Source organism: Flavobacterium sp. ALD4, from assembly GCF_002836475.1.
Lineage (GTDB): Bacteria > Bacteroidota > Bacteroidia > Flavobacteriales > Flavobacteriaceae > Flavobacterium.
The window spans coordinates 191369-212264 of sequence record NZ_PJBJ01000029.1; the positions used below are offsets into that span (position 1 = coordinate 191369).

Genomic DNA, 20896 nt, shown 5'->3' on the forward strand with positions numbered 1-20896 from the left:
TAATCCCAGTAATTATATATTATACTTTAGTTTCCAATGCTTTCATGACGTCAACTAGAATTTGAACGCTTTCTATTGGTAATGCATTGTACATTGAAGCTCTGTACCCCCCCACTGAACGATGTCCTGGTATTCCAGATATTCCCGCTTCTTTCCACATTACATCAAAAGTTGCCGCATGTGATTCATCATTTAATAGGAAAGTAGCGTTCATATTACTACGATCTTCAACTGCTGCAGCTCCTTTGAATAATGGATTTCTATCAATCTCCGCATATAGTAATGCCGCTTTTGCATTATTTAATTTTTCAATAACAGCAACTCCTCCAAGATTCTTCAACCATTGTAAGGTTAATAAAGAAGCATAGACTGGAAATACAGCAGGTGTATTGTACATGCTTTCAGCTTTAATATGCTTTTCATAATCCAAAATACTTGGAATTGCTCTACCTGACTTACCCAGAATTTCTTCTTTTACGACAACTAAAGTAGTTCCTGCTGGACCCATATTTTTTTGAGCTCCGGCATATATAATGTCAAACTTTGAAAAATCCAATACTCTTGAAAAAATATCAGAACTCATATCACATACAATTGGCATGTCTAATGACGGAAATTCTTTTATTTGAGTTCCAAAAATGGTGTTATTACTAGTACAGTGAAAATAATTTGCATCATCCGGTACTGTATATCCTTTTGGAATGTGATTATAATTTTCTTCTTTTGAAGAAGCAACAACAACGGTTTCTCCAAATGGTTTAGCTTCTTTTATCGCACCAGCAGACCATGTTCCTGTATCAAGATAAGCTGCCTTACCGTTTTCTTTCATCAAGTTATAAGGAACCATTAAAAACTCTAAACTAGCACCACCCACTAGGAAAAGCGCTTGGTATCCTTTACCTTCTAAATCTAATAATTCAAGAGCAAGCGCCCTAGCTTCATCCATTACGGCCACAAAGTCTTTGCTTCGGTGCGAAATTTCCAAAATAGATAACCCGGAATCATTAAAGTTTAAAATGGCTTGTGCTGATTTTTCAAAAACTTCTTGCGGTAATATGCATGGTCCTGCGCTGTAGTTGTGTTTTTTCATGGTGTAGTTTATGTCCAAAAAATTAAAAGGCAAATCTCGGGAATAGGACATTAAAAAGCGTTAATTATTTCGGAATTATTAAACATATTTCCACTATGTTGTTAACAAAAACGAAATAGTATCGACGTTATCTGCATAATTCCATAATTCAGGATGTTGCGTTTGTCCGAAATCAATACTGTTTTCCATCAGATTATCGCTCACTATACATTGAATTTGGTCGGCTTCTTTCTCTAACCGCTTTTGCAATACATTGATATCATCGTAGAATTCATAAAAGACGCTCGAAATAGGGGAGGCAGGACTTTTATCTTCTTTTAAGGTCAAAAATCCATTGTCTAATAGTTTGAAATTACTCATTAGAAAAACGGCCTTGTTATAATCGTAATTATTGGCATATTTTTCATAATGAATGACATCTTGATATTCAAAAATAGCTTCAAAAAAGGCGTCAAAAGTATATCCTTTTGGTACAAAAAGTTTAGATACATTGCGACATCCCAAGCCAAAATAACGGAAAATATCTTCCCCTAAGGCGGCCAGTTGTGCTGCAGTTTCTTTTCCGCTTAAGACAGCAACCGAGTTCCTACTTTTTCTAATAATTGATGGTTTATCTTTAAAATAATATTCAAAATAACGGGCTGTGTTGTTGCTTCCGGTGGCTATAACGGCATCAAAGTTTTCTAATTTCCCTTCGACGAAATTAATTTTATCTGCAAATCTGGGTTCTGTCGCTATGATATATTTTGCTAAAAATGGCAGCAAGTGTTGGTCGTTAGAAGATGTTTTTACCAATACGTTATGACCGGAAATTAAAACGGAAAGGAAGTCATGAAATCCAACTAAAGGGATGTTTCCAGCTAAAATTAAAGCGATCTTTTTAGATTCTCTCGTGTCAATGGTATAGGCGGAAAGCCATTGATCCAAATTTTCTTCCGAAAGCGCTTTCGCCCAAGATTGAATTGAAAAATAAACTTGTTCCGGCGTATACCAGCCATTATGAGATTGCGATAATTTTATCAAATCAATAAAGGCGTCAAAAAACAGATCGTTGTTTAAAACGTCAGCTTTTTTAATCGTATTATCTTCAGAAAATTGGCTTAAGAATTTTCCTAATTCAACAAAAACACTTTTTTTTGTTTCTAATGTCATAATGTTTGCTTATGAATAGTTTTGATTGTAATTTTGCACAAAAATAAGCTTTAATAATTCGAAAGGCAAAAGTCTTAAAGTCAAAAGTGACTTAGTATGCTTTTTTTTAGTTCGAATAACAAATACTATAGTAAAATGGCAATAATAATAACTGACGAATGTATCAATTGTGGGGCTTGTGAACCGGAGTGCCCGAATACTGCAATATATGAAGGTGCAGATGATTGGAGATATAAAGATGGAACTAAGTTAAAAGGTAAAGTAATTTTGCAGGATGGGACTGAAGTTGATGCTGAAGATGCACAAACTCCAATTTCTGACGAAGTTTACTACATTGTTCCAGGAAAATGTACAGAATGCAAGGGTTTTCATGATGAACCGCAATGTGCCGCCGTATGTCCTGTGGATTGTTGTATTCCAGATGATGAACATGTGGAAACAGAAGAGACATTATTGAGTAGACAAGCATTTTTGCATAACGAATAAATACCGAAGTTGTAAGAATAAAATAAAAAATCCTGTTCGCCGTAGCGAACAGGATTTTTTATTTTAGGACTAGACCTATAGAAAAAGAGTATTATTGTTTAGCAATAGTATAAGTTGTGATGCTTACCGTATCAGTAGCTTCATCATAATTTTCTAAAACTAAATTTCCATTTGCAGTAAAATAACCGTAAGATGTATTATCCTTAGCTTTGTAGATATAATTGTTGTTTGAAGTTTTTCTCAAAATTGCTGATTTCTGGCCGTCAGTAGAGAACATAGTGTAGCTACTTTTGTCACTTGCAACCTGGTATTTCATTCCGTCTAATTCATAATAAGCAGAGCGGTCAACGTTAATTAATTTGGTTATTCCGTTTTCTGTAATTTTTGTGGTAGCAGTAACTTCTACAGGACTTTCTTTGATGTCTTTATTTAAAATTTTGGAATTAGCATCTTTCAATTCAACACTTTGAGTTTCTTCTATTTCCTTAGTTTGGATTACTTGTTTATTACCGTCAGAGTCTTTTATCGTAGTGATATTAGTTTTAACTTCTGACTTTATATTTTTTTTCTGGGCTTGAATATTTATAGAAAATAAAAAAGCGGCCATTCCTAATATTATAATTTTCATGATATTTAATTTTAATGATTTGTATAGTACTAATTTACAAGTTTTTGACTTCTTAAATGTTACAGAATTGCTGTAAATGGTTGTATTATTCACTCCAAAAATAAATTAATTGTACACTATTATATCGTTTTGACTCTCTTTTTTGCTACAATGACATAGGTGTCGTATGCATAAGTTTTTCTATCTATCGTTTGTATGATTTCAAAACCATTCAAATACAAAAACAATTGTATTTCATTTAACGTGAATACGCGAACAGTCGAATAATCAGTGGCAATCAACTCTTTTCCCAGGTCATTAATAATATAATATCTTGCTATCCAATCCAGCATGAAATTTTCCATTGAAGTGGTCTCCCAACTAATCTCCCTTAGATAGTGAACGCCTTCGTATTCTGCCTTATGAGTAATAAGTAGATTGTCAATTGCATAGGGAACGAATCGATTGGCATCTATGAAATCAAAAATAATAATCCCGTCATCAGTAATATTGTTATAGCGGGAAGTAAAAGTTTCGTTTACATCATCGTTAGAGATCAAATAACTGGTGGAGCGTCCTGTTATAATTATGGAGTCAACCTTTTTTTCGAGATTAAAATTTCGCATGTCCCCCAGAATAAAACGACAATCTTTGGTTCTTTTTCTGCAATTGCGATCATGCTGCGGCTATAGTCCAATCCGGTATAATCTTGATTGTTTTCTTTAAATCGTTTAGCTAAATTCCCTTTGCCACTTCCTATTTCAAGTACAGTTTTACAGTTGTATTCTTGAATTAATTGATTGTAGAATTTATATTCATCATCATAATCAATAAAAGTTTGGTAGATGGCATCATAGATAGCGGCCTTTTTTCCATCATATAAGGTAGCCATATAGCGCTAATTTGTGTGATTTACTATCAAAGGTCTTTGTTGTTAAAGTGTGTTACTTATCGTGGGTCAGTTTAATAACTCTTAAATTTAGGGGAAATTATGATATAAAAAAAAGGGCTATCCACTGGATAGCCCTTTTTTAAAAGTATGCTTAAGAATTAGAATTTATAGTTCAACGATAAGTTAAACATTGTTCCTAATTGGCTAAAGTGATACCCATCATACGTCATTTGAGAATAACGTTGGTTAAAAGTAATCAGATTAGATTGGTTTTGTACCTGTAAAGGATCACTTAAGAGTGTAGTACCAGCTGCATTTTCAGCTTTGAATTCCCATTCTGGTAAAACATTTAATAAGTTGTTTACATTTAATGATAAAGTAAGTTTTTCTGTAGCAGAAAATGTAACTCCTAAATCAGTAACCATTTTAGGGATAAACTCAGTTCTTAAGTCAGAACTAAGACCAGCTTGGTTAAATGTGGTCTTTCCAAAATAAGTATTGTTAAGAGAAAAACCAAATTTTCCAATTTCGTAGTTAGATCCTAAGATCCACTTTGTTACGGGTCTGGAAGTAAACATTAAAGACTCAAGTGTTTGACCGAAGTTATCACTTTTTACTGGAGAAATTCTTTCGTTTTGGAAAGTGATATTTCCTGATAAATTGAATCCTAATTTACCTTCACCTAATAAAATATTACTGTAATTGGCAACTACATCTAATCCAGAAGTTCTAGAATCAAAAGAGTTTTCAAACCAGGCTACCTCACCATATGGAGTAGATTTTATATCACCTAGAATAATTCTGTCTTCTACTTTGATGTTATAATAATCTATTGTGAAATTAAAGTCCCTAGAAGGCTTAACACCTATTCCAACAGTTACGTTAGTTGATTTTTCGGCATCTAATTTTGGAACACCAATTAAACGAGCCTGAGGAGAAACATTATTAATAATACCACTTACTTGAATTCCTTCTCCAGCAACGAAAGAATATTGTGATTTTTGAGTGTAAATTTGGTGTAATGTAGGTGCTCTAAATCCAGTAGATAAAGATCCTCTTAATGTTACTTTATCCTCTGCAAATTTATATCTAGAACTTAACTTCCAAACAGTAGCTCCACCAAAATCGCTATAATCTTCATAACGAACCGTTCCGTTGATCAAGAAATCTTCAGTTACGTCAAACGCAACATCAAAATATCCACCTAAGTTGTAACGGTTCCATTTTCCTGAGTTTTCAGGTCTGTTTCCAGCAAATGAATCTGCTCCAATTCCTTCCCATGAAGATTGTTCACCTTCGATAACTTCAAATGTTTCCGTTCTGATCTCAGATCCAAAACCAATACTGATTTTATCAGATAAAATTTTAGAGATATCTAAGTTACCTACAACATGATTGAAAGATGTTCCACCAGGTTTGAAGAAGATAGGACTGTTTTCTCTATATACATTAGCTCCATTCTCGTCTTTGATGTCTGATCTGTTGTGAGAATTATCTACGTTATACGTTTGAGTGTTACCACCAACAGTAATACTGGCATCAGTATTCCAACCGTTTTGAACTGCTTTGTATCCTAAAGTACCATTATAGTCATTCAAGTCACCTGTAAAAGTCGGTACGTATCCTTGGTAAGATGCTGGAGTTCCGTCTCCAAAGAAATCTTTTAGGTAAGGAAAGTCAGATAAAGTTCTCCAGTATGGAGTTCTGTAATTAGCGAATGAGTTTACTTTTTTGTAAACATAGGCTGCGTTATAGTACAATTGAGTATTTTCCGATAAATCAAATCCACCATTTACTAAGAATTTAGCGGCAGCAGTTTCAGGAGAACCATTAATATTTCCAGCGTCCGGAGTCTTAGCTAGAAAATCATTTATTTGTGTTATTCCGTTCGAGTTGTCAGTTTTAATAGAGGCTGAATTAGCACCAGGGTAAACTTCTTTTTCTCCACCATCCCAGTAAATTGGATCATTTGGGTCAACGTAAATAAAGTCAGCATATTCTCCACCTGAAAGCGGCTTGTTATCTGGTCCAAGATTTTTTGTTCCTCCATCAACTTTACCAGGTCGGTTTGCTTGACTAACTTTAGAGAAATCTACTGTATAGTTAACGAAGCCTTTACCATTACCTACTTCAGAACCATTATTAAGACTTACTCCATACATTTCTCCATCACCTTCAGCAGTTATACCACTTCTTACAGTTACTGATCCACCGTTTGTGCTTTTCTTTAAGATAATATTCATTACCCCAGCAATCGCATCAGAACCGTATTGTGCAGATGCACCATCACGAAGAATCTCTACTCTTTCGATAGCGTCAGTAGGTATAGCCGAGATATCAGCACCTGTTTCACCACGTCCTGGAGACGTTTGAACATAAAGTAAAGAACTTAAGTTTTTACGCTTACCATTAATAAGGATTAACGTTCTACTTGGTCCCATGTTTCTAATCTCATAAGGATCTAATAAAGAAGTCGCATCATTTACCGGTGTTTGTACCGTATTAAAGGATGGGATTTTGTATTGTAAAGCTTTGTCAAATGAAGCTTGTCCAGTTGAAGCTAAGTCTTTTGCAGAAATTACGTCAATAGGTAGAGCGGTTGTGGTATTACTCCTAGGAGCAGTTCTCGACCCTGTTACTATAATTTCTTGCAGTGCCTGTCCGCCTTCTTCTGATAAAACAACATTAATTGTAGAACCTGTTGCGGCCTTTTCTACGTTGGTAAAACCAATGTAGCTAAAAATGATTGTGGCGCCTTCTTGAACTTTAATTTTGTAAGCACCATCAATATTGGTAGATACTCCGTTTTGTGTTCCTTTCTCGACGATGTTAACACCGGGAAGCGCTGCTCCAGAAGCATCTTTTACTACACCAGAAATTTCTTTTTGGGCAAAAAGAAAACTGACGTTTAGCAGTAAAAATAATAATGTAATTTTTTTCATAATAAGTTAATTTGGTTTTTGTTTAGTTTTATTTCTACGGCAAATATAAAATTTTTTTAACAAAACATTAGTAAAAACGGTGTTTTTATGAATAATGTTATTTAATTACTGTTAATCTATTGTTTTTTCTTACGAAGCATTTATTAAATATTATATTTGCAAAATTTTAAAGTAAACATTAAAGCTTATAGGGGTAAAAGACTATATGTAAACATAAATATCATGAAAGCAGGAATTGTAGGATTACCAAATGTGGGAAAATCAACTTTATTTAATTGTTTGTCGAATGCAAAAGCTCAAAGTGCAAATTTTCCTTTTTGTACCATTGAGCCTAACATAGGTGTAGTAAATGTACCAGACTCAAGAATTGAAAAGTTAGAAGAATTGGTTAAACCGGAACGTGTACAAATGGCAACTGTTGATATTGTGGATATCGCAGGCTTGGTAAAAGGAGCTAGTAAAGGGGAAGGCTTAGGAAATCAATTTCTAGGTAACATTAGAGAATGTAATGCTATTATTCATGTGCTACGTTGTTTTGATAATGATAATATCGTTCACGTTGATGGGAATGTTAACCCAATCAGGGATAAAGAAACTATTGATATTGAGTTGCAGTTGAAAGATCTTGAAAACGTTGAAAAACGTTTGGAGAAAGTAAACCGTGCTGCCAAAACTGGTAATAAAGAAGCGCAAACTGAAAAAGCGCTGTTAGATCGAATTAGAGAAACGCTGTTGCAAGCTAAGTCGGCAAGAATAGTCATTCCTCAAAATAACGATGAAGAGTTGTTAATGGAAGCTTTTCAATTGATTACAGCAAAGCCGGTCTTATATGTTTGTAATGTAGACGAAAATTCTGCTGTGAGCGGAAATAAATATGTAGATCAGGTTCGTGAATTGGTAAAAGATGAAGATGCAGAGGTTATTATTCTTTCTGTAGGAGCAGAGGCTGATATCACCGAATTGGAAAGTTACGAAGAGCGTCAAGTTTTTCTGGAAGATATGGGGTTAACTGAGCCAGGTGCGTCAGTTTTAATTAGAGCAGCTTATAAATTATTAAAGCAACAGACTTATTTTACAGCAGGTGTAAAAGAGGTTAGAGCGTGGACAATAGATGTTGGGTCAACTGCGCCACAAGCAGCAGGAGTGATTCATACAGATTTCGAAAAAGGATTTATCCGTGCTGAAGTGATTGCTTATGAAGATTTCGTTCATTACGGTTCAGAAGCAAAATGTAAAGAAGCAGGAAAATTTAAAGTAGAAGGAAAAGAATATATCGTTAAGGATGGAGATGTAATGCATTTTAGATTTAACGTGTAAGAATAAAAGAGAAAATAAAACAAAGAATATAGAAAACCGTAGAAGTAATTTTACGGTTTTTTTTTGTGCCTATTTAATATAGAACACTTTCTTTAGTACCTATTTCCAGCTTTCCGTTTCCATCTGGGGCAAATAAAAGAAACAACATCATTTTTGATAAATTTTCAAAACACTTCAAGATTCGAAATTCCGAGTTGAATATTCAACCTTATTTTTAAATTTTGAAGGATGAGTCTAGCGTGTCGAAATTTGAAAACTCGTTTTTTTTTAGTATATTTAGGGAAATAAAAGAACCATGAAAATTATAGCCTTTGGTGCAAGCCCTAGTAAAAACTCTATCAATAAAAAATTAGCGACTTATGCTGCTGGTTTATTTGAAAATGGGGAAGTGGAAGTGCTTGATTTAAATTCGTACCGTATGCCAGTATTCAGTGTGGATATTGAAGAAGAAATGGGGGAGCATCCTTTAGCGCAAAAGTTTTTGGATAAAATTGCCGGTGCCAATATTCTGGTGGTTTCGATGGCGGAAAATAACGGTAATTATTCTGTGGCTTTTAAAAATGTTTTTGATTGGTGTACCAGAATAAACGCCAAAGTTTTTCAAGAAAAACCTATGCTGCTTATGGCGACTTCAACTGGGGCAAAAGGAGGAGTAAATGTATTGGGAATAGCTAAAGACGCTTTCCCTTATTATGGTGGAAATATCAAAGCAACGTTCTTACTGCCCAGCTTTGATGTTAATTTCGATATTGAAAACGGTAAAATTTCCAATCCCGAATTCGATAAACAATTGAAAGAAATTGTGAGGAATTTTTAAATGTAAAATTGTAATGGTTCTCCTTAAGGATTAAATTGCGTGCAAAGACGGTTGTCAATATCATTCTTAATAACTTTGAGGGCTTACCCTTTTAAAATATATTGAGATATCCTATATTAGCACAAAATCCACAAAATTTAAAATGTCAGATCAAAATCAATATACCGAAGATAATATTCGATCGCTCGATTGGAAAGAGCACATCCGTATGCGTCCTGGTATGTATATTGGGAAATTGGGTGATGGTTCTTCTCCTGATGATGGGATTTATATTCTTTTAAAGGAGGTGCTAGACAACTGTATCGATGAATTCGTTATGGGTGCCGGTAAAACAATCGAAGTTACCATTAAGGATAAAACGGTTAACGTTAGGGATTACGGTCGTGGAATTCCTCTTGGGAAAGTGATTGACGTAGTTTCTAAGATGAATACGGGAGGGAAATATGATTCTTTGGCTTTTAAGAAGTCAGTTGGTTTGAACGGAGTGGGAACAAAGGCAGTAAATGCTTTATCCAACTACTTTCGTGTGGAATCTGTTCGTGATGAGAAACAAAAAGCCGCTGAGTTTTCAGCAGGTAATTTGATGCTGGAAGAGGATATTATTGATACTACAAAAAGAAAAGGAACTAAGGTTACTTTCATTCCGGATGAAGCCATTTTTAAAAATTACAAATACCGCTATGAGTATGTAATCAAGATGGTGAAGAATTATTGTTACCTAAATAATGGACTGACAATAATATTCAACGGAGAAAAATATTTTTCTGAAAATGGTCTGAAAGATTTATTGGAAGAAACAATTCATGCCGATGATTTAGAATATCCAATCATTCACTTGAAAGGAGAGGATATTGAAATCGCATTAACACACAGTAAAACACAATATAGCGAAGAGTATCATTCGTTTGTAAACGGACAGAATACCACACACGGAGGAACGCATCTCGCGGCTTATCGTGAAGCCATTGTAAAAACCATCCGTGAGTTTTACAATAAAAGTTTTGAAGCGTCAGATGTACGGAAATCGATTGTAAGCGCTATCAGTATCAAAGTTATGGAGCCGGTATTTGAATCACAAACTAAAACTAAGTTGGGTTCTGCTGACATGGGATCAGAACCGGGGATGCCATCAGTGCGTACTTTTATCAATGATTTTGTAAAAACGAAACTTGACAACTACCTGCATAGAAATACGGCCACTGCAGACGCTTTACTGCGCAAAATTCTTCAGGCGGAACGGGAACGAAAAGAATTATCCGGCATTCGAAAATTAGCCAAAGACAGGGCTAAAAAATCGAATTTGCACAACAAAAAATTAAGGGATTGTCGCGCACATCTTACCGATACAAAAAACCCAAGGAATCTGGAAAGTACGCTTTTTATTACTGAGGGGGATTCTGCATCGGGTTCCATCACGAAATCTCGGGATGTGAATACACAAGCCGTTTTTAGTTTGCGTGGAAAACCTTTGAACTCCTACGGCATGAACAAAAAAATTGTTTATGAAAATGAGGAGTTCAATTTATTGCAGGCTGCATTGGACATTGAAGATGACATGGAGAACCTGCGTTACAATAATATTGTTATTGCAACGGATGCAGATGTTGATGGAATGCACATTCGCTTGTTATTGATTACTTTTTTCCTGCAATTTTTCCCTGAATTGATAAAAGAAGGGCATTTGTATATTTTGCAAACACCGCTTTTCAGGGTACGAAACAAGAAAGAAACAATTTATTGTTATTCTGATGAAGAACGAAAAGCAGCCATTGAAAAACTGAAGCCAAAACCCGAAATCACGCGATTTAAAGGTTTGGGAGAGATATCACCAGATGAGTTTAAAAACTTTATTGGAGACACGATTCGCCTTGACCCCGTTATGATGGATAAGAACACATCCATTGAGCAATTATTGTCTTTCTACATGGGAAAAAATACGCCAGACCGACAAGAATTTATTATCAAGAACTTGAAAGTGGAGTTGGACGTGATTGAAGCGGTATAAAATTAAAGATAGTAGTACCATGATTAAAAAAAGACATCTTATCTATATTATTTTGACTTTTAGTATTGCTTTTTCGGCTACCTTTTTTATGATAAAAAGTAATGATCATAAAGAATGCGGAACTGTGATAAAAAAGGTGATAGATAAAAATGGAAAGGAAGTAGCAACTACAGAGCATGTTTGTCAAGAAAAATATTCTTTTTAAGGATTACAAATTTAAAATATAATTAGTTACTATTCAATAGGATTTATTAAATGAAAGACGAAGAAGACGATAATATCATTCCGCAAAACGAAGGTGAATCCCAAGACGAATCAAACGAATCAAATGATGAAGGATTTGAAGATATAGTAACTTCTGAAGGAAAGCATTTCTATGATAATCACGAAGGTGAAAATGATACCATTACTAAAGTTACAGGAATGTACAAGGACTGGTTTCTGGATTACGCTTCTTATGTAATTCTAGAACGTGCGGTTCCTGCAATTGAAGATGGTTTTAAACCGGTTCAACGCAGAATAATGCACTCTCTTAAAGAGCTGGATGATGGCCGTTATAATAAAGTAGCTAACGTTGTGGGTCACACTATGCAGTATCACCCACACGGAGATGCAAGTATCGGCGACGCCATGGTACAAATAGGTCAAAAAGAATTATTAATTGACTGCCAGGGAAACTGGGGGAACATCCTTACCGGAGACAGTGCGGCAGCTTCACGTTACATTGAAGCCCGTTTGTCTAAATTTGCTTTGGAAGTTATTTATAGTCCAAAAATTACTGATTGGGGGATGTCTTATGATGGTAGAAGAGCAGAACCGAATAATCTTCCCGTTAAATTTCCATTGCTTCTGGCACAAGGTGCAGAAGGTATTGCAGTAGGACTTTCGACAAAAGTATTACCGCATAATTTTAATGAGTTAATAGATGCTTCGATAAAAATACTGAAGGGGAAACCTTTTACGATTTATCCGGATTTTATGACCCAAGGTATCGCCGATATCTCGAACTATAATAATGGATTGCGAGGCGGTCGGGTCCGTGTTCGTGCAAAAATTGCACAATTGGACAAAAATACCTTAGTGATTACCCAAATTCCGTTTTCGACCAATACGACTACTTTGATTGACAGTATTTTGAAAGCCAATGATAAAGGGAAAATCAAAATCAAAAAAATTGAGGACAATACTGCTGCCGATGTTGAAATTTTAATTCATCTTTTTCCAGGAGTTTCTCCAGATAAAACGATTGATGCATTATTCGCTTTCACGGGATGCGAAACATCCGTAGCGCCATTGGGCTGCGTGATTGAAGATAATAAGCCTTTGTTTATCGGTGTTTCTGATATGTTGAAAATTTCGACTAACAGAACGGTTGGTTTATTAAAGAGCGAACTGGAAATTCAACTGAGTGAACTGGAAGAACAATGGCATTTCTTGTCTTTGGAGCGAATCTTTATCGAAAATAAAATTTACCGTGACATTGAGGAAAAAACGACTAGAGAAGATGTTATACAAGCAGTTGACGATGGTTTAAAACCACACATTAAACATTTAAAACGTGCTATTACAGAAGAAGATATTCTACGTTTGTTAGATATCCGAATCATGCGTATCTCTAAATTTGATAGCAATAAGGCGCAAGATAAAATTGAAGCTTTAGAAGGAAATATAGAGCAAGTAAAACATGATTTAGAGCATTTAATTGATTTTGCAATTGCTTATTTTGCTAAACTGAAAGAGAAGTACGGAAAAGGGCGCGAACGCCAAACTGAACTTCGTGTTTTTGATGATATCGAAGCTACAAAAGTAGTTTTAAGAAATACTAAATTATACGTTAACAGAGAAGAAGGGTTTTTAGGGACGAGTTTGAAAAAAGACGAATACGTTACGGATTGTTCAGATATTGACGATGTAATTGTTTTTCTTCGAGACGGAAATATGATGGTGACCAAAGTGGATTCCAAAACCTTCGTTGGGAAAGATATTATTCATATCGCCATTTTTGACAAGGGAGATAAGCGGACCATTTATAACGTGATTTATCGTGACGGTAAGTCGGGACCTTCTTATATAAAGAGGTTTAACGTTTCGGGTGTTACCAGAGACAAACTGTATGATTTGACAAATGGAACAAAAGGATCACAAATTCTATATTTCACCTGTAATCCAAATGGAGAAGCTGAAGTGATAACGGTTTTATTGCGCCAGGTAGGAAGTATAAAGAAATTGAAATTTGATATTGATTTTGCAAGTTTGGCGATTAAAGGGCGCGCCTCAAAAGGGAATTTGGCATCTAAATATCCAATTAAGAAAATTGAAATTAAAGAAAAGGGAATATCTACTTTACTGCCAAGAAAAGTGTGGTACGATGATACTGTCCAAAGATTGAATGTGGATGCAAGAGGAGAATTATTAGGGGAATTCAGACCCAATGATAAAATTTTGATCATTCAGCAATCAGGGAAACTAAAAGTAATTACGCCGGAATTGTCCACTCATTTTGATTCGGATATGGTAGTGTTAGAAAAATGGGTTCCTAAAAAACCAATTTCTGCTATTTATTATGATGGTGAAAAAGAACGGTATTACATCAAACGCTTCTTGGTAGAAACCGAAAATAAAGAAGAGCTTATTATAACGGAGCATTCAAATTCACAATTGGAAATTGTATCAACCGATTACCGTCCGGTGGTTGAGTTGGTTTTTCCTAAGATAAAAGGAGTTCAAAAAGAAGCGATAACAGTGGACATTGAAGCGTTTATTGCGGTGAAAGGATTTAAGGCTTTAGGAAACCAGTTGACTACTGACAAGATCAAGCAGGTGAATATGTTAGCTCCATTGCCTTATGAAGTTCCTGAAGAAATTATTCTTGAACGCAGAAGCACAAATGATGATGGTACAGATTTTCAACGTGATGAAGACGGACAAATCATATTGTTTTAATTATCAGACATAAAAAAAAGCTTCCGCCAGGCGGAAGCTTTTTTTTATATTTAAAAGCGTTTTACTTTTTCTTATTAGAGGCTTTCATATTGATTACTTCTACCATCAAGGAGAAAGAGATCGCAAAATATAAATATCCTTTTGGCACCGGTGTTACATGGCTTCCAAAAATAAGCGCATTTGATAAATGAGCGCTTTCCGTAAGTAGCATAAAACCAATAAGAATTAAAAAGGACAAACCCAGAATTTGTATCGAAGGGTTTTTATTCACGAAACTACCTACCGGAACAGCAAACTGCATCATGATGAGAACTGAAATCACTACTGCTGTAATCATGATGTATAAAGCCCCCGGAACACCATTAGTCATTCCAACTGCGGTAAGAATACTGTCAAAAGAAAAAACCAAGTCAATCATAATGATTTGTAAAAGTACACTTTGAAATGATTTTGTAGCGGCTTTACCCAATTCCTTTTCTTCATGGCCTTTTTCATCTACTTTTTCTCTAATTTCACTGGTGCTTTTATAAATAAGGAATAAACCGCCTAGAAGTAATATGATACTTTGTCCCGTAATTCCGGCTTTCAGCCATCGTAAATCGATGCTGAACCAGGGTTCTTTCATTTGAATCAATAAGTTGATACCGAATAAAAGGGCTATTCTCATGAACATAGCAAGAAACATCCCTATTTTAGTTGCTTTTTTGCGACTTTCAATCGGTAATTTACCCGTTGCAATTGAAATAAAAATGATGTTATCTATTCCCAGGACAATTTCGAGGAAGGTCAATGTTACTAAGGCAATCCAAGCATCAGGATTTAAAAATACTTCCATTTTTTTTATTGTGAATTAGTGAATACTATCGGTTCAATCAGTACTGTTTAGTCTGCTAATTTTGTTACAGTTCCTTTTTGTTTTTGAGGTACTCCTACCATTCCAAATTCAAAAGTATATGTATCGCCTGAAGTGCTCAAAATTCTCATGTCTATTGACTTTTTTTCCGCCATGTTTTTTGGGTGCAATTTTTTCAAAATATACTCGCAATCGTTAACCCATCGTATGGAGGCCGTATCTGTCTTTCCATCGTAAGTTTCAATTTCTAGGCTGTCATTACGTTCAAAAAGGGTGGTTTTTGTCACACCATCCACTTCGTAATCAAAACGAAATTTTCCGGTTTTAAAATCTTTGCAGTTGCGTTCTACATTATAGCATGAAACAATCAGAAGTAGTAATGGAATTAGAAGTAATTTTTTCATTTAAATATTTTTTTGGAGCTTTTTTGCTATTTGTTTTAATCTGTCATTTGCAGTTCCGATAGCTATCGGAACGAAGCAATCTTCTTGCGAGATTGCTATTTCTCAAAAAGGATTTTCATTGCTATCAGGGCCAGACTAATGTCGTTTTAATTCTTATTGGATTTTAATATCATATTTTTCTAAAAGACCAGGGATTCCCTGTGTGGAAAATTTGGCTTTTTTCATAGGATTGAATTCGGGGTCAATTTTATAATTATAAGCCGTCAGGAAATTAACCTCCTTCAATTGCGTGTCATTAAAAATAGCATTGTCTAAATTACAATTCTCAAAAACCGAATTGGAAAGTGTGCTTCCTATAAAACTGACTTCTTTCATCGAACAAGAATTGAAATTTGTCTTTGGCATTTTCTTATTGGCAAAAGAAGAGTAATCTAAAACACAATCGTGGAAACTCACTGCAAATAAGAAATCAGTACAGCTGTTAAACTGAATTCCCAATAATTTGCAATTGGTAAAATGTACTGTTTTTAAACTGGTTCCCATTAAACTAGTCATCGAAAGATTGCAGTCGATAAACTCACAATCCATGAAGGTATTGTTTGAGAAATCACTATTAGATAAGTCACAGTTTTTAAAGACACAATCTTCAAATTCCCGATTGCTGACTTTCTTATCGATAAAAACGATTTTTTCAAATGTTTTCTGAATGTGAATCAAGTCTTCCATTAGTCGTTAAATAAAGATTTCATAATTGTATTCAATCCCATAAACATTAAATACATTGCTCCCAGACAGGTTGCGATGCCTATGGCCAAAACCAGATAATGCCACACATTTTCCTTGTTGATGAATGCATTGTATATAATTGATGGACCTATAAACAGCATGGGCAAAGCTCCTGCTAAATATTTAATTCCTTTAGATAAAAGTTCTTTATTGGTTGCCATTTTTTTAAGTTTTAATTTAACCACAAAGGTTTCGCTATGCACGCTAAGCTTAAATTTCAATATTTACTGCATATTATAAGACTCAACCGCTTTCCTAACGCTTCCGTGTTCTTTTAATAATGCAGCTGCTTCTTCATAATTTACCGGAATTTCTCCCATAATCATTTTTACCCCGCGATCAACGAGTTTGGTGTTGCTCAGTTGCATGTCAACCATTTTGTTGCCTTTCACTTTTCCGAGTTGGATCATGGAGGCAGTCGAAATCATGTTTAACACTAATTTCTGTGCTGTACCTGCTTTCATTCTAGAACTTCCCGTTACAAACTCTGGTCCCACGACAACGTCAATAGGAAATTGTGCTGTATTAGAAAGCGGACTTTCTGCATTGCAGGAAATGCTTCCTGTGATAATATTATTTTTGTTGCACATTTCTAATCCACCAATAACATAAGGCGTTGTTCCTGACGCGGCGATACCGATCACGACGTCATTCTCATTTATATGGTGTTCCTGTAAATCTTTCCAAGCTTGAGTGGCATTGTCCTCCGCATTTTCTACGGCCCTGCGAATTGCCATATCGCCGCCAGCGATTATTCCGTTTACTAAGTCGAAAGGTACACCAAAAGTTGGTGGGCATTCTGACGCATCCACAATCCCTAATCGTCCGGAAGTTCCGGCGCCAATGTAGAACAATCTTCCGCCTAATTTCATTTTAGCCACAATTTGGGTCACTAAAGTTTCAATTTGAGGAAGTGCTTTTTCAACAGCATGAGGAACAGTTTTGTCCTCCTGATTGATATTAGCAAGCAGTTCTTGTACGGACATTTTTTCGAGATGTTCGTATTTTGAGGATTGTTCGGTGGTTTTAGTGAAATTCATTTTGTTATCTTTTACCACAAATGCCCTACGGCACTAAGGTTAATTATATAGATGTAAATTTAAAAAATAATACTTGTTCAGAAACAAATAGAATTGACAAAACATTGTTTCTTATTAACTTTTCGACATTTTTTTTCTACAAAAAATAGGCCAATGTGATTCCTAAAACAATCATAGAAACTTTGGCAATATTGAATTTATGTCCTTCGCTGCTTTCAAAAATGATGGTGGATGATATGTGAAATAATATCCCGATGACAACGGCTGTGATTTCAGTGTAATAATCATTTAGTATCGGTAAATAATCTGAAGCCAACGTTCCCATCGGAGTCATTAATGCAAATGTGAGCATGAAGCCAAAAATTGCTTTTTTGTTCAGATGTGAATTAATGAAAAAAGTGGTGAGGATAATCGCTATCGGTAAATGGTGGATGGCAATACCAACAGCTAAATCGTGGTGATGGCCTACCGGAAAACCTTCTAAAAAGGCATGTATGCAAAGACTGACGAATAGCAACCACGGGATGTGGGACATGTTTACGTGTCCATGCGTATGTCCATGTTCTGCACCTTTTGAGAAAAATTCTAGTATAATCTGGAATAGAATCCCCAACATAATACAGATTCCTATGTTTGGATTTTTACTTTCGTAAACATCCGGCAACAAGTGCATTACGGTCAGAGACAATAGAAAAGCACCACTAAAAGCCAATAGTAACTTTAGGTTGGTTTTGTTTTTTGGTTTTAAAAATAAGGCTATCCCATATCCTAATAGTACTGAGAGTAAAGGTAAAAGGTAATTCATTCTTATTTGTTGAATTGTTGTTTTGCTGAACTGCTGAATCGTCCCTTTTTAGAGGGTGATTATACAAATTAACGACTTGCCGAATAGACTATTTAAAAATCATAATTAATCTTTCACTTTCATTCTTGTAGAACTTTTTCAACTTATAGTCTCCAAAAATATCTAAAAGATAGATTCCTGCCTCTTCCATTAACACTTCAAAGTCTTGCAGTGTTAACGCTTTTACTTTTTCAGTGAAATGAAATTTTTGTCCTTTGTCTTCAAAGTCAATTTCTTTATAAATATGGCCGTCTTTTAAATAACGCTTCAAGTGAAAATCAATTCCTTCGACAGTTTTTGTTTCTTCTGGAACAAGGGTTTTTAGCACTTGGCTTACATTCAAGAAATCAATTACGGCAAAACCATATTCAGACAAACTTTCTTTGATCGCTTTTAGAGTTATAAGATTATCCTCGTCTTTTTCGAAATAACCAAAACTGGTAAACAAATTAAAAATGGCATCGTACTTTTCTTCAAAAGGTACTCTCATGTCATGCACTTTAAAATGCAAAGTGTCATTTGTGTCTTTACTTGCTTCGGCAATACTGTTTTCAGATAAATCAGCGCCCAAGACATCAAAGCCCAATTGGTTCAAATAGATGGAATGACGACCCTTACCACAAGCCAGGTCAAGCACTTTGGCATTTTCCGGAAGATTGAGGTAATTCGTTATGTTGTCCATAAAAAGCTGCGCCTCGGTATAGTTTCGCTCTTTGTAAAGGATGTGATAATATGGCGTATCGAACCAAGAACTGAACCAGGTTGCTGTTGGTTGTTCTGGATTTATATTCGTTGGATTTTGTTCTTCAGACATTTATTCTTTTTCAATTAATTCAAGTCCGGCAAATTTAGTGTATTTTTGCTGAAAAATAAAGAAACCGTGCAGATACGCAGAGATTCTCGTTGAGAAACTTTTAATTTTTATCACGGGTTAAACATAAAGCAGAAAAAGGTCTGTTTTAATTGATACACACAAATGGAAAATAATTTTAAGATGGTTGCCAAAACCTTTTTTGGTTTTGAGGAAATATTAGCAAAGGAATTACAAATGTTGGGCGCACAAGATGTGGAACAGGGGGTAAGAATGGTAAGTTTTAAAGGGGATAAAGGATTTATGTACAAAGCAAATTTGTCATTACGTACCGCTTTAAAAATTTTGAAACCTATTTATTTTTTTAAGGCAAACAATGAACAAGCTTTATATAAGGGAATTTCTGGTGTAAACTGGTCAAGATATATCAATGCCAATCAAACTTTTGTAATTGATGCTACGGTACATTCGGATAATTTCAATCACTCTGAATTTGTTTCGCAAAAATGTAAGGATGCGATTGTAGATCAATTCAGAGAACGAACAGGACAACGTCCAAGCATCGATAAAGTACACCCAGACTTAAGAATCAACATCCATATCGATAAAGATCAAGTTTCTGTTGCATTAGATACTTCAGGAAACTCATTGCATCAACGTGGGTATAGAACAGCAACTAATATTGCTCCTATAAATGAAGTCTTGGCAGCAGGTGTTTTATTGCTTTCGGGTTGGGACGGACAAGGCGATTTCTTGGATCCAATGTGTGGTTCAGGTACATTCTTGGCTGAAGCAGCTATGATTGCCTGTAATATTCCAGCAAACATTAACCGTAAAGAATTCGCATTCGAAAAATGGCATGATTGGGACAATGACTTGTTCGACAATATCACCGACAGTTTATTGAAAAGAGTTCGAGAATTTCATTACACCATAAAAGGTTTCGATAAAGCACCCTCTGCAGTCAGCAAAGCCAAAGACAATATTAAGAACGCCAATTTAGAAGAGTATATTTCGATTGAAGAGAAAAATTTCTTTGATACAGAGAAAACGACACAGGGTAAATTACACATGGTGTTTAATCCTCCTTATGATGAGCGATTGGATATCCATATGGAAGAGTTCTACAAAAACATTGGTGATACTTTAAAGAAAAACTATCCTGGAACTAATGCGTGGTTTATCACAGGAAACCTGGACGCATTGAAGTTTGTAGGATTAAAACCTTCAAGAAAAATCAAACTTTTCAACGCCAGTATTGAAGCCCGATTGGTTAAATACGAAATGTACGAAGGAAGTAAGAGAACAAAATTTCAAACGCAGGAACCAGACAGTGTTGCGCCTGTTTCAGACAGCGATGCTCCGATAGCCGACAGCAGTGTTGAATAAGTAGTTGCGGTGACTATCGCAAACGACTTTATAACTTTTTAAGATTTAAAAATAATGAGTAAATTACAAGTAAGAGCATTTTTATACCAATTGGGCTGTTTTGCCATACTTTTCATCTCAGCGCGTTACCTTGTGGAACGTTATACTGGGTTAACCGATTTTTGGATTCCTTTGACAGCCTTTTTTATAGGAACTCTTTTATCTCCAAAATTCAAAGCTGTTAAAACTGAAGACGGCGAGAAGTTGTATATGAAATGGATTTTTGCCAAAGAAGTAAAAGAAATAGGGTAACTGTTTATCCGAAAAATCTAATAAAAAAAAGAACCGCAACTTCACTGATTATTATAATCGTGAAGATGCGGTTTATTATTTTTGAATAAAATAGCTTGTCGCTATTCAGCTGTAATCCACAACTCATCAGTCTGTCCCGACGCTCTGGGATTGACTAGATAGTATTAGAATAATTAGGGGAATTCGATAGACAAAATGTGTCGGGAACTTTTGTACAATCAATTGTT

20 protein-coding genes are annotated in these 20896 nt (G+C 35.2%); 7 read left to right on the forward strand and 13 right to left on the reverse strand.

The features are described 5' to 3' along the window. Window positions 1–19: 19 nt before the first annotated feature. Together serC and CXF59_RS08530 are read right to left on the reverse strand one after the other, a co-directional pair. Window positions 20–1090, reverse strand: a complete 1071-nt coding sequence (gene serC, locus CXF59_RS08525; protein WP_101137431.1) for a 3-phosphoserine/phosphohydroxythreonine transaminase — start codon at window positions 1088–1090, stop codon at window positions 20–22. A gap of 93 nt (window positions 1091–1183) precedes the next feature. After that, window positions 1184–2242: an acyl-CoA reductase gene (locus CXF59_RS08530; RefSeq protein WP_101137393.1), complete on the reverse strand. Its 1059-nt coding sequence runs from the start codon at window positions 2240–2242 to the stop codon at window positions 1184–1186. A 135-nt stretch (window positions 2243–2377) separates the two neighbouring features. On the opposite strand from CXF59_RS08530, the gene CXF59_RS08535 reads away from it, so the two are divergent. Continuing rightward, entirely contained in the window at window positions 2378–2728 is a 351-nt protein-coding gene (locus tag CXF59_RS08535; RefSeq protein ID WP_101137394.1) for a 4Fe-4S dicluster domain-containing protein, read from the forward strand. A 91-nt stretch (window positions 2729–2819) separates the two neighbouring features. On the opposite strand, the gene CXF59_RS08540 is transcribed toward CXF59_RS08535, so the two are convergent. From CXF59_RS08540 to CXF59_RS08550, 4 genes are all read right to left on the reverse strand, one after another. After that, window positions 2820–3356, reverse strand: coding sequence for a hypothetical protein (locus CXF59_RS08540; protein WP_101137395.1), 537 nt, complete (start codon window positions 3354–3356; stop codon window positions 2820–2822). A gap of 119 nt (window positions 3357–3475) precedes the next feature. Continuing rightward, entirely contained in the window at window positions 3476–3961 is a 486-nt protein-coding gene (locus CXF59_RS15375) for a hypothetical protein (protein ID WP_232758790.1), read from the reverse strand. Next, window positions 3922–4227 (reverse strand): class I SAM-dependent methyltransferase, encoded by a 306-nt coding sequence (locus tag CXF59_RS15380; protein WP_232758791.1) that lies wholly within the window; start codon window positions 4225–4227, stop codon window positions 3922–3924. The genes CXF59_RS15375 and CXF59_RS15380 overlap by 40 nt, the downstream gene beginning before the upstream one ends. A gap of 158 nt (window positions 4228–4385) precedes the next feature. After that, entirely contained in the window at window positions 4386–7169 is a 2784-nt protein-coding gene (locus tag CXF59_RS08550; protein WP_101137396.1) for a TonB-dependent receptor, read from the reverse strand. 222 nt (window positions 7170–7391) lie between these two features. Here CXF59_RS08550 and ychF point away from each other — a divergent pair, with 222 nt between their 5' ends. The 4 genes from ychF (at window position 7392) to CXF59_RS08575 (ending at window position 14251) form a co-directional block, all read left to right on the forward strand. After that, window positions 7392–8486: a redox-regulated ATPase YchF gene (gene ychF / locus CXF59_RS08555; protein WP_101137432.1), complete on the forward strand. Its 1095-nt coding sequence runs from the start codon at window positions 7392–7394 to the stop codon at window positions 8484–8486. A gap of 295 nt (window positions 8487–8781) precedes the next feature. Continuing rightward, window positions 8782–9303 carry an NADPH-dependent FMN reductase gene (locus CXF59_RS08560; protein ID WP_101137397.1) on the forward strand — a complete coding sequence of 174 codons (522 nt, stop codon included), beginning with the start codon at window positions 8782–8784 and terminating at the stop codon, window positions 9301–9303. Window positions 9304–9445: 142 nt separating this feature from the next. Next, window positions 9446–11308, forward strand: a complete 1863-nt coding sequence (locus tag CXF59_RS08565; RefSeq protein ID WP_101137398.1) for a DNA topoisomerase IV subunit B — start codon at window positions 9446–9448, stop codon at window positions 11306–11308. Between the two features lie 255 nt (window positions 11309–11563). Next, complete coding sequence (locus tag CXF59_RS08575; protein WP_101137400.1) at window positions 11564–14251, forward strand: DNA gyrase/topoisomerase IV subunit A; 2688 nt, start codon at window positions 11564–11566, stop codon at window positions 14249–14251. A 61-nt stretch (window positions 14252–14312) separates the two neighbouring features. Here CXF59_RS08575 and CXF59_RS08580 read toward each other — a convergent pair whose 3' ends face one another. The 7 genes from CXF59_RS08580 to CXF59_RS08610 form a co-directional block, all read right to left on the reverse strand. Next, window positions 14313–15086 carry a TerC family protein gene (locus tag CXF59_RS08580; RefSeq protein ID WP_101137401.1) on the reverse strand — a complete coding sequence of 258 codons (774 nt, stop codon included), beginning with the start codon at window positions 15084–15086 and terminating at the stop codon, window positions 14313–14315. Between the two features lie 47 nt (window positions 15087–15133). Beyond that, window positions 15134–15508 carry a DNA topoisomerase IV gene (locus CXF59_RS08585; RefSeq protein WP_101137402.1) on the reverse strand — a complete coding sequence of 125 codons (375 nt, stop codon included), beginning with the start codon at window positions 15506–15508 and terminating at the stop codon, window positions 15134–15136. A 153-nt stretch (window positions 15509–15661) separates the two neighbouring features. After that, a complete protein-coding gene (locus CXF59_RS08590) occupies window positions 15662–16234 on the reverse strand; it encodes a pentapeptide repeat-containing protein (RefSeq protein WP_101137403.1) in 573 nt (190 codons plus the stop codon). Continuing rightward, window positions 16234–16455: a DUF6095 family protein gene (locus tag CXF59_RS08595; RefSeq protein WP_101137404.1), complete on the reverse strand. Its 222-nt coding sequence runs from the start codon at window positions 16453–16455 to the stop codon at window positions 16234–16236. Before CXF59_RS08595 ends, CXF59_RS08590 begins: the two co-directional genes overlap by 1 nt. Before the next feature lie 63 nt (window positions 16456–16518). Next, on the reverse strand, window positions 16519–17334 hold the full coding sequence (gene murQ, locus CXF59_RS08600) for an N-acetylmuramic acid 6-phosphate etherase (RefSeq protein ID WP_101137405.1): 816 nt from the start codon (window positions 17332–17334) through the stop codon (window positions 16519–16521). 136 nt (window positions 17335–17470) lie between these two features. Next, window positions 17471–18139: a ZIP family metal transporter gene (locus CXF59_RS08605; RefSeq protein WP_101137406.1), complete on the reverse strand. Its 669-nt coding sequence runs from the start codon at window positions 18137–18139 to the stop codon at window positions 17471–17473. Window positions 18140–18227: 88 nt separating this feature from the next. Next, window positions 18228–18992, reverse strand: coding sequence for a bifunctional 2-polyprenyl-6-hydroxyphenol methylase/3-demethylubiquinol 3-O-methyltransferase UbiG (locus CXF59_RS08610; RefSeq protein WP_101137407.1), 765 nt, complete (start codon window positions 18990–18992; stop codon window positions 18228–18230). Between the two features lie 162 nt (window positions 18993–19154). Here CXF59_RS08610 and CXF59_RS08615 point away from each other — a divergent pair, with 162 nt between their 5' ends. Then, window positions 19155–20378, forward strand: coding sequence for a class I SAM-dependent RNA methyltransferase (locus CXF59_RS08615; RefSeq protein WP_101137408.1), 1224 nt, complete (start codon window positions 19155–19157; stop codon window positions 20376–20378). Window positions 20379–20432: 54 nt separating this feature from the next. Next, window positions 20433–20669, forward strand: coding sequence for a hypothetical protein (locus CXF59_RS08620; RefSeq protein ID WP_101137409.1), 237 nt, complete (start codon window positions 20433–20435; stop codon window positions 20667–20669). The last annotated feature ends 227 nt before the right edge of the window (window positions 20670–20896 follow it).